The 8,773-nt window shown below is 68.8% G+C and carries 10 protein-coding genes; 8 read left to right on the top strand and 2 right to left on the bottom strand.

All coding sequences use genetic code 11. The features are described 5' to 3' along the window. Positions 1 to 10: 10 nt before the first annotated feature. The 4 genes from ACX114_RS13915 (at position 11) to ACX114_RS13900 (ending at position 3,376) form a co-directional block, all read left to right on the top strand. Complete coding sequence (locus tag ACX114_RS13915; protein ID WP_459298339.1) at positions 11 to 787, top strand: alpha/beta fold hydrolase; 777 nt, start codon at positions 11 to 13, stop codon at positions 785 to 787. Beyond that, positions 787 to 1,626 carry an alpha/beta fold hydrolase gene (locus ACX114_RS13910; protein ID WP_459298337.1) on the top strand — a complete coding sequence of 280 codons (840 nt, stop codon included), beginning with the start codon at positions 787 to 789 and terminating at the stop codon, positions 1,624 to 1,626. Before ACX114_RS13915 ends, ACX114_RS13910 begins: the two co-directional genes overlap by 1 nt. Before the next feature lie 122 nt (positions 1,627 to 1,748). Then, positions 1,749 to 2,198, top strand: a complete 450-nt coding sequence (locus ACX114_RS13905; protein WP_459298335.1) for a hypothetical protein — start codon at positions 1,749 to 1,751, stop codon at positions 2,196 to 2,198. A 149-nt stretch (positions 2,199 to 2,347) separates the two neighbouring features. Beyond that, entirely contained in the window at positions 2,348 to 3,376 is a 1,029-nt protein-coding gene (locus ACX114_RS13900; protein ID WP_459298333.1) for a helix-turn-helix transcriptional regulator, read from the top strand. A gap of 18 nt (positions 3,377 to 3,394) precedes the next feature. Here the strand turns inward: ACX114_RS13900 and ACX114_RS13895 are convergent, their stop codons facing one another. Both ACX114_RS13895 and ACX114_RS13890 read right to left on the bottom strand, forming a co-directional pair. Next, positions 3,395 to 4,084: an iron-containing redox enzyme family protein gene (locus tag ACX114_RS13895; RefSeq protein ID WP_459298331.1), complete on the bottom strand. Its 690-nt coding sequence runs from the start codon at positions 4,082 to 4,084 to the stop codon at positions 3,395 to 3,397. Between the two features lie 87 nt (positions 4,085 to 4,171). Further along, entirely contained in the window at positions 4,172 to 4,966 is a 795-nt protein-coding gene (locus ACX114_RS13890; protein WP_459298329.1) for a GNAT family N-acetyltransferase, read from the bottom strand. A gap of 207 nt (positions 4,967 to 5,173) precedes the next feature. Here ACX114_RS13890 and aspD point away from each other — a divergent pair, with 207 nt between their 5' ends. The 4 genes from aspD (at position 5,174) to ACX114_RS13870 (ending at position 8,772) form a co-directional block, all read left to right on the top strand. Next, a complete protein-coding gene (aspD, locus tag ACX114_RS13885) occupies positions 5,174 to 6,838 on the top strand; it encodes an aspartate 4-decarboxylase (RefSeq protein ID WP_459298328.1) in 1,665 nt (554 codons plus the stop codon). Between the two features lie 314 nt (positions 6,839 to 7,152). Beyond that, positions 7,153 to 7,680, top strand: a complete 528-nt coding sequence (locus ACX114_RS13880) for an RNA polymerase sigma factor (RefSeq protein ID WP_459298326.1) — start codon at positions 7,153 to 7,155, stop codon at positions 7,678 to 7,680. Beyond that, complete coding sequence (locus tag ACX114_RS13875) at positions 7,667 to 8,047, top strand: hypothetical protein (protein ID WP_459298324.1); 381 nt, start codon at positions 7,667 to 7,669, stop codon at positions 8,045 to 8,047. Before ACX114_RS13880 ends, ACX114_RS13875 begins: the two co-directional genes overlap by 14 nt. Next, positions 8,044 to 8,772: an ImmA/IrrE family metallo-endopeptidase gene (locus ACX114_RS13870; protein ID WP_459298322.1), complete on the top strand. Its 729-nt coding sequence runs from the start codon at positions 8,044 to 8,046 to the stop codon at positions 8,770 to 8,772. The genes ACX114_RS13875 and ACX114_RS13870 overlap by 4 nt, the downstream gene beginning before the upstream one ends. Position 8,773: the final 1 nt, after the last annotated feature.

Genomic DNA, 8,773 nt, shown 5'->3' with positions numbered 1-8,773 from the left:
TGGTCAGACCGTGACGCCCTGCTTCTTCGGCACCTCCGAACGACAGCTCTTTGGCATGCACCACCCCGCGCAGGGCGCCGAGCGCTCCACCGGGGTGGTGCTCTGCTATCCCGCCGCGCAGGAGTACATGTTGACGCACTGGGCCTTCCGGAAGCTGGCCGGGATGCTCGCGCGCGAGGGCTTCCACGTCTTCCGCTTCGACTACTACGGCACCGGCGACTCGGCCGGCGAGGTCCACGAGGGCCGCGTGGCCACGTGGGTCCAGGACATCCGCAACGCCGTCAATGAATTGCAGGACCTGACGGGCGTGCAGCGCGTGGCGCTCGTGGGCCTGCGGCTGGGCGCGGCGCTCGCGGTGCGCGCCGCGGCGGAAGGGCTGTCCACCGCCGCGCTCGTGCTCTGGGAGCCCCTGGTGGAGGGCGAGGCCTGGCTCCAGGAGCTGGAGCTGCTCCAGGCACGGCGGGACACCCGCACCCTCTTCCCCCGGCCCGAGAGCCCGCTGGAGGTGCGCGAGGAGCTGCTCGGCTTCCCGTTCCCGCGCGCCCTGCGCGACGACATCCTCGCGCTGGACCTGGCCGCGCTGCCCGCGTGGCCGTCCACGCGCACACACCTGGTGGCCAGCGCGCAGAAGCCCGAGTACCAGCGGCTCCAGGAGCGCCTGGAGAAGACGGGCCTGCCCTTCCAGCACCACCTGGTGCCCGAGGAGGGCGCGGGTGGCCAGGAGTCCGCGCTCCTGTCCAACCGCATCCTGCAGACCATCACCACGCTCCTGAAGGAGGCCGCGTGATGCGCGAGCGCATCTGTACCTTCGGCCCCGAGCAGAGCCTCGTGGGCATCCTCACGGAGCCGGATCCGGCGAAGGTCCTGCCGGAGGCGCCCACGGTGGTGCTGTCCAACGTGGGCCTCAACCACCACGTGGGACCGTACCGGCTGTGGGTGGAGCTGGCGCGCCAGCTGGCGGGGCGCGGCTTCAGCACGCTGCGCTTCGACTTGTCCGGCCTGGGCGACAGCCGCCCCCGCCGTGAGGGTGGCGCCGACGAGTTCCAGCGCGCCCGCGAGGAGACGCGCGCGGCGCTCGACTACCTGGAGCAGAAGAAGGGCCAGAAGCGCTTCGTGCTGATGGGCCTGTGCTCCGGCGTGGACAGCGCGCACGCGGTGACGGTGGCGGATCCGCGCGTGGTGGGCGCGGCCTTCATCGACGGGTACACGTACCGCACGCTGGGCTACCACCTGCGCTTCCAGCTGCGCTACCTGAGCCCCCGCCGGTGGACGCGCTTCCTGCGCAAGCGCAAGCTGCCCGCCCAGCTTCGCGAGGCCGGCGAGGCCGACGAGGTCTACACGCGCGAGTACCCGGAGCGCTCGCAGCTGGTGCAGGACTACAAGCACCTGCTGGAGCGGGGTGTCAGCCTGTGCTTCGTGTTCTCCGGAGGCATGGGGCTGTCCTTCAACCACGAGGGCCAGTTCTACGAGATGCTCTCGCCGCTGAAGCTGGAGGGCCGCGTCACCTACGCCTTCTACCCGCGCGCGGACCACCTCTTCTCCGTGCCGGAGGACCGCGCGGAGCTGATGCGCAAGCTCACCGCCTGGGCCGTGGGCACGGTGCCTCCGCGCGCGCTGGCGGGCTGACGGCCGCCTGCCCGCACGGCAGGCGGGGACACGGCAGTGGGCCGGGTGTGCGTCAAGCGCTTGTTTCCCACCCAACGGTCGCCACCTTCGAAGCACACACGTTCTTCGAAGGAGAGCCACCCATGAAGCTCCCCCTGATGGCAGCACTGGCAACACTCGCCTTCTCCGGTCAGGCGTTCGCGCAGAGCCACACCGACCACGAGACCCCGCCCATGCAGGAGCCGTCCACGGACGCGCCCCAGGACAGCGCCCAGCGCTGGGACAAGGCCACGGGCGGCTCGGGCGCCGCCTCCGAGGACCTCCAGTCGGCGGACGAGGTCGATGACAACGCCGTGGACGCGGACCGCGTCGATGAGGGCGTGGGCGGCTCCGGCTCCACCGAGCAGGGGAGCAACAGCACCAGCGACCACTCGGCCGCCGCGAAGCCGGGCGCCCCGAACTCGGGCACCCCGGGCAACAAGGGGGCGCAGATGGAAGTGACGCCGCCGGCCTGGGACCAGAACAAGAAGATGGGCAGCTCCGCCAGCCCCACCACGGGCACCCCGCCGGTGGAAGGCAGCGCGGGCAACTAGCGTCCGCCCCGCTTCGACAGACACCGCAATGACAGACGTGGACGGGCTTCGTGCAAGCGAAGCCCGTCCATACCCCTTGTGGGGGACAGACCCGCGGGCCTTCCGACCGCTAAGTCCTTGCATGGACCGGTTGGAAGGAGGCCCGTGGGATGAACCTTACCGCGCACGAACAGGGGCTCGTGCTCGAGCTGACCCAGGCACTCTCCAGCTCATTGGATTTGACGGAGGTCCTGGCGCGCGCGCAGGGAGTCCTCACCCGACTCCTGCCCTGTGACTACGCGGCGCTGTGTGTCTCCAGGCCGGAGCGGCCCGGGGACTACGAGTGGATGGGGTTGGGAGCCCCGGGCATCCTCTTCGCGCACTACCCGGAGCTGGCCACGGACCTGGTGTCGCGCAAGGAATTGAAGCGCAACCTCCTGTACCTGCGCTGCCGGGAGATGGGACTGCCCCTGGAGCACGTGCTGGCGGTGCTCCTGGAGTTGAGCGAGGGCTGGCACGGCGGCTTCACGCTGTACCGGGAGCACGCCCTGCCCTTCTCCGAACGGGAGCAGGCCCTGCTGGAGGACCTGGCCCCCTATCTGGCGAACACGGTGCGCAACTGCCGGCTGTTCGGGCACGAGGCGACGCGGGGAGATCTGCTGGACGCGCTCTTCCGCCAGCAGGGCGCCGAGTGTGTCGTGATGGAGCCCCCGGAGCACGAGAAGCTGAGGACCCCGGGGGCGACGGAGCTCCTGCGGCGCTGGTACCCGGAGGAGCTGAAGGCGGATGACTCGCGGCTGCCCCGGGAGCTGCGCGACCACCTGACGCGACTCCAGGCCCTGGGAACGAAGCGGCCCTCGGGCATGGACACGTGGACGTGCTCCGGGGCGAAGCACGACCTGAAGGTGACGTTCGTGGAGCTGCCCGAGCAGCGCGGCCACCAGCCCTGGGCGCTGGTGCTGCAGGAGTGCTCACGGGCCATCCCGCTGCCGGAGCCCTGGCGACAGAAGCTCTCCCGGCGGGAGGTGGAAGTGGTCCAGGGGGTCCTCAGCAACTGGAGCAACGAGCTCATCGCCGAGGACCTGGGCCTGACGCTCAACACGGTGAAGACGCACCTGCGCAACATCTTCCCCAAGCTGGGCATCGAGAGCCGTACGGACCTCCTCTACCAGGCCGCCTGTCGGCGGAAGCCGGCGTGAGGAGGTCCGGGCGCGCGCTCACGGGTCCCGGAAGAACTTCGGGAACAGGGTGCGCGTGGTGCGGGCGGAGAGGAGCAGCGCGGCCTGCTCCTCCGGGGACGTGAGCTTGCGCAGCTCCGTCTCCAGGTCCGCCACGTGGTCCCCGTCCGCGGCGCCGTGGCCGCGCAGGAAGAGGACGGCCTTGTGGATGTTGGGGATGCCGCTCTCCGCGATGAGCCGGTCCACGGAGCCCGGGGCCCTGTTCACGGACAGGTACTCCAGCACGTAGGCCGTGCCCAGGAACGCGGTGGGAACGCCCGACTGCGTGGTGAAGCGGTTCCACTCCACGTAGGCGCGCACGGCGGGGCAGATGGGCGCGCGCTCCACGCGCTCCTCCGTCCAGCCCAGCGCCTTCAGGTCCTTGAGCAACCACTGCTCATGGCCCTTCTCCTCGCGCGCCTTCTGGAACAGCAGCTCCGCGAGCGCGGGGCTGCGGCCCTCGCGGTGCACGCGCTCGCCGGACTCGGTGAAGAAACCCTCGCTCCACCGCACGTACTGGTACGACTGGATGAGGTAGTGGACGTAGTCGTCCTGGCGGATGCGCCCTTCGAAGAGGCGCCGGACGCCCGGCGTCGTGTCCAGGTCATGCACGAGCATCCGCGCCTCGTGCCGCAGGGAATCCAGCCAGTCCGTCTTCGCCGTCTGCTCATGCTTGGGCTGCTTGCACATACACGTCTCCTGACAGGGGCCCTTGGAAGACCCGGTGGGTGTTGCGTTGAGGGTGAAGGGGGAAGCGGGGAGCGCGCCGGCCTTGGGTCAGGCGGCGTCGGCGTCCAGTGAGTCGAAGAGGTTCAGCGTCCGCCGCGGAATGGCATCCAGCGCGGCGACGAGCGGCACGGTGAAGCGGTTGAAGGCGGGATCGAAGTGCGGCGGCGCGATGAAACGCGCGCCCATCTTGTCCGCGAACAGCGACAGCACGGGCGGCATGCGCAGGTCGTCGAGCCCACCCTCACGGGCCTGGGCGCGCTCCTCCGGGGTGAGCCGGGCGGCCAGGGGCTCCATGGGCGGCGGGGGAAACTCCCGGGTCCGCACGCGGAAGCCGTTGCTCAGCCAGCCCCGGCGCGCGGCGGCCAGGTAATAGAGGTCCGCCTCCTCCTGTGAATCCGTCTCCATGTTGGCCGCGGCGATCCAGTGGGTGACGCCGCGCCGGCGGCTCTCGCGATACAGGCCGGCCTGGAGGCGCAGCACGGCGGAGTTCCGGTAGCTCCGGGTGACGCAGTAGCGCGTGGTCTCCGCGAACACGCGGCCCGGCGCGACGAGCTCCGACAGGTCGAGCTTCTTCTCGATGTCCAGGCCCACGGCCGTGTCCGCGAAGGCCGCCACCTCCGCGTTGGGCGTCAGCAGCCGCGCGGTGGCCACCGCCTCCTCGCCCGCGTAGACGACGACGTGGGCGGTGGTGCGGAGCGTGTCGAAGCAGTCCGCTTCGCGCGGAGCCCGGGGCCGCTTGGGCCCCAGCATCCGCATCTCCTCGCCAAAAACCCGGTAACGGACGCGGAGCGCGTCATCCAGTTCGCGCTGCGCAGTGGCGACACGGCAACTCAATGAAGACATGGCGGGTCTCGTTTCCACGGTGCTTGCCGGACTTGTGTGTCCGGCCCCGACCTTTCATTCGTCGCTGCTCGGCCGAGTGCGCTCGCGGGTTGTCTTTTTTCACTGAACCCGGCCAACCGCCCGCCACCTCCGCCCGCCCCACCCCGTGGCGCATGGCCTGGGTTCCCGGGAGTGGCTCACCTTGGACAGACGCAGGAGGAGGACACCATGACCGAGCAGACGCCCGAGGCCCCGGGAGCCCCTTCCGAACGCAAGCTCCACAAGCTCAGCCCCTTCGAGCTGAAGGACGAGCTCCTTCAGGTCGCGGACGAGGCCGTGAAGACCCGCGAGGCCGTGATGCTCAACGCGGGCCGGGGCAATCCCAACTGGATTGCCACCACGCCACGCGAGGCCTTCTTCCTCCTGGGGCAGTTCGCGCTCGCGGAGAGCCGGCGGGCGTGGGACGTCCCCGAGGTGGGGCTCGCGGGCATGCCCCGGTCCCCGGGCATCGCCCGGCGCCTGCAGGACTTCCTGGAGGCGAGCGATGACGAGCCCGCCGTGGAGCTGTTGCGCGGCGCGCTGACGTACGGAGTGCACACGCTGGGCTTCAACCCGGACCGGTTCGTCTGGGAGCTCACGGACGCCGTCATTGGAGACAACTACCCGGTGCCCGACCGGATGCTCGCCCACGGTGAGCGCATCGTGCAGGAGTACCTGGCGCAGGAGCTGTTCACGGGACGGCCACCCTCCGGCCGCTTCGACCTGTTCGCGGTGGAGGGCGGCACCGCCGCGATGACCTACCTCTTCCACTCGCTGATGGTGAACGGCCTCTTGCGCAAGGGAGACACCATCGCGCTGGGCGCCCCCATCTTCACGCCCTACCTGGAGATTCCGCGCCTGGAGGAGTTCAGCCTGCGCACGGTGGACATCCTGCAGAGCGCCACCACGAAAGACGGCCGTCACACCTGGCAGTACCCGGACGCGGAGCTGCGCAAGCTGGAGGACCCGCGCGTCAAGGCGTTCTTCGTCGTCAACCCGTCCAACCCGGGCGCGGTGGCGATGCGGAAGGAGTCCGTCCACAAGCTGGTGGAGCTGGTGCGCAAGCGCCGGCCGGACCTGTTGATCATCACCGATGATGTCTACGGCACGTTCGTCAACGGCTTCCGCTCACTGGCCGCGGACCTGCCGCGCAACACGCTGCTGGTGTACTCGTACTCCAAGCACTTCGGCTGCACGGGCTGGCGGCTGGGCGTGGTGGCGCTCCACGAGGACAACATCCTGGATGAGGCGCTGGCGAAGCAGCCCGCGTCGGAGCGTGCGCTGATGGAGGCTCGGTATGGCGCCATCTCGCTGCACCCGGGGCGGCTGAAGTTCATTGACCGGATGGTGGCGGACAGCCGGGCCGTGGCGTTGAACCACACGGCGGGCCTGTCGTTGCCGCAGCAACTCCAGATGACGTTGTTCTCACTGTTCGCGTTGTTGGACAAGGACGGGGCCTACAAGAAGTACTGCCAGCGCATCTGCCAGGACCGGCTCCGGGATTTGTTCGAAGGCATGGGCATTCCGCTGCATGAGGACCCGCTGCGCACGGCCTACTACCAGACGCTCGATCTGGAGGCCTGGTGCCGCGAGCACATTGGCGAGGACTTCGTCCGCTTCATCGAGGACCACCACGACCCGCTGGAGATCGTCTTCACGCTGGCCCGGCGCTACGGCGTGGTGCTGCTCAATGGAAGCGGCTTCGACGGACCTCCCTGGTCGGCCCGTGTGTCATTGGCGAACCTGGAGGATGACGCGTATCCACGGATTGGCCGGGACCTCCGGGATGAAGTGCTTCGCGCCATTGATGCATGGAAGAAGGCCGGCGGAACGCCCTCTGGCGCGATGCATTGAAACACGGCGCAACGGGATGAAACGGACCCTGGTCTCCCTGCACGGAGACCAGGGTCTTTTTCGATCCCGGGGGATCACGCGAGACCCTGTTCCCAAAGGCAGTACCACCTCCGAGGTACAGACACCGATCCTAGACCTCGCCAACCTGCCGGCTCGGATGGAGACGCTCTGTCGTCGAACTCTACAGGCCTGTAGCGAAAGTCCGTACGGACCGGAGCCAACCTGAAAGCGGGCGTGCGCATGTCAGTGAGGTGTGGGGGATGAATGGACGAGATCTTCACGAACGGATCTTGAGCGGGGACCGGACGGCGTCCGTGGACGTCTTCCTGACGTTCATGGATCCACTGATCCAGGCATTGAAAAGGAACCCGGGCTGTAACGATGACGATGCCAACGACTCGGCCATCGACGCGGTGTACGCGTACCTCCAGAAGCCCCTGAAGTACGACCCACACAAGAGCAGCCTGAGCACCTATCTGGGACGCATTGCCCTGCGTAGAGCCCAGGATCGCTTCCGCTCCTCCAGCGCCAGGACACTCCGAAACAGGGATTTCGGGGGTGCTGTCGCAGTTTGGTCCAGGGAACCGAACAAGGACATGGAGACCCGCGCGGAGGTGGACCTGATTTTGAAGAAGTTCGACCAGGCAGGCTTTTCCGAAAGGGACCAGGCCTGTCTGCGACTGATGCTCACCGGAGAGCGGTCCACGGACCGCCTGGCGGAGGTGCTGGGGTTGATGCACCTGCCCCAGCTCGAACGCCGGCGAGAGGTGAAGCGAAACCAGGACCGCCTCATGAAGGCGCTGAAGCGCCTCTTCGAGGAGGGACACGATGACGAATCCTGATTGGTTGAAGCGGGCAGCGGAGCGCAGCACCGGCGAGGCGGGAATGCTCGGCCACGTCTTCACTGCCTACCGTGAGATGGAGAAGCTGTCGGAGGACTCGCTGGTCCAGCGGCTGGGGTGCACGCCGGAAGTGTTCCAGTGGTTGTCCCTCTGCATGACGCCGGAGGGGCCGGCCTTCGAGGAACAGACTCGCGCCATCGCGGCCCGCTTCGAGGTCGACTTCCAGAAGCTCGTGCTGGTGCTCCGGCGCGTCCAGGTCCTGCGGACCCTGCGCAAGCCCGCCCAAGGCAAGGCCCAGGGGCCCATCCAACTGGCGGCCCGCGACCGCGACGATGAAGCCCCGCTCGAGGACGAGCTCGATCCATGACCGAGCAATGGCTGGTGGAGGCCGTCACCCAGAGCCGGCTCTCCTTCCCACCGGGGTTTCCCCGCGACATCGCGACGGAGGCCCCACGGCGGCATCCGCTCGACCTGGTGGGACTGCCGGGACTGACGGTGGAGGGCGTGCGCCAATGGTTCGCCCAACACGGCTTGTCGGACGAACTGAGCGGCGCCGACCGGCGACTCTACGGATGCATGGTGGCCAGGGCGGGAGCCGCCACGCTGTTCTTCGACAGCGACGACTCCGAGGCGGAGCAACGCTTCACCGTGGCCCACGAGGTGGCGCACTACGTGCTCGACCACCTCCTGCCCAGGGCCCGGGCCCTGGACTTCTTCGGCGAGGACATCCTCCCCGTGCTCGACGGCGAACGGGCGCCCCGGGTGGATGAGTACATGGGCTCGCGGTTCAGCGACGTGCCCCTGGGCCTCCAGGTGCACCTGATGGACCGCGGCGAAGGGGGAGACGTGGACTCGGGGGCCGTGCTGCTGGCGGAACAACGGGCGGACCACCTGGCCCTGGAGCTCCTCGCGCCCATGGCAGCAGCGCGCGCACAGCTGAATGAAGTATCCGCGACTGAGGGCCCCCGGCGCCTGGAGACCGTGTTCGGTCTGCCGACGGCCGCCGCGCGGACCTACGCCCGGATGCTGCGCAAGCGCCGCCGGCATCCGGAGTTCTCCGTGATCGACTTCTTCGGTGATGACGAAAGGTGAC

It is taken from the genome of Corallococcus sp. M7 (genome assembly GCF_054512695.1).
This window is presented reverse-complemented; position numbering and strand designations above follow the sequence as displayed.

Coding starts and splice junctions, on each gene's coding strand:
- ACX114_RS13905 (WP_459298335.1), top strand. CDS start 1,749: ATGAAGCTCCCCCTGATGGCAGCACTGGCAACACTCGCCTTCTCCGGT.
- ACX114_RS13910 (WP_459298337.1), top strand. CDS start 787: ATGCGCGAGCGCATCTGTACCTTCGGCCCCGAGCAGAGCCTCGTGGGC.
- aspD (WP_459298328.1), top strand. CDS start 5,174: ATGACCGAGCAGACGCCCGAGGCCCCGGGAGCCCCTTCCGAACGCAAG.
- ACX114_RS13870 (WP_459298322.1), top strand. CDS start 8,044: ATGACCGAGCAATGGCTGGTGGAGGCCGTCACCCAGAGCCGGCTCTCC.
- ACX114_RS13875 (WP_459298324.1), top strand. CDS start 7,667: ATGACGAATCCTGATTGGTTGAAGCGGGCAGCGGAGCGCAGCACCGGC.
- ACX114_RS13900 (WP_459298333.1), top strand. CDS start 2,348: ATGAACCTTACCGCGCACGAACAGGGGCTCGTGCTCGAGCTGACCCAG.
- ACX114_RS13895 (WP_459298331.1), bottom strand. CDS start 4,084: ATGTGCAAGCAGCCCAAGCATGAGCAGACGGCGAAGACGGACTGGCTG.
- ACX114_RS13890 (WP_459298329.1), bottom strand. CDS start 4,966: ATGTCTTCATTGAGTTGCCGTGTCGCCACTGCGCAGCGCGAACTGGAT.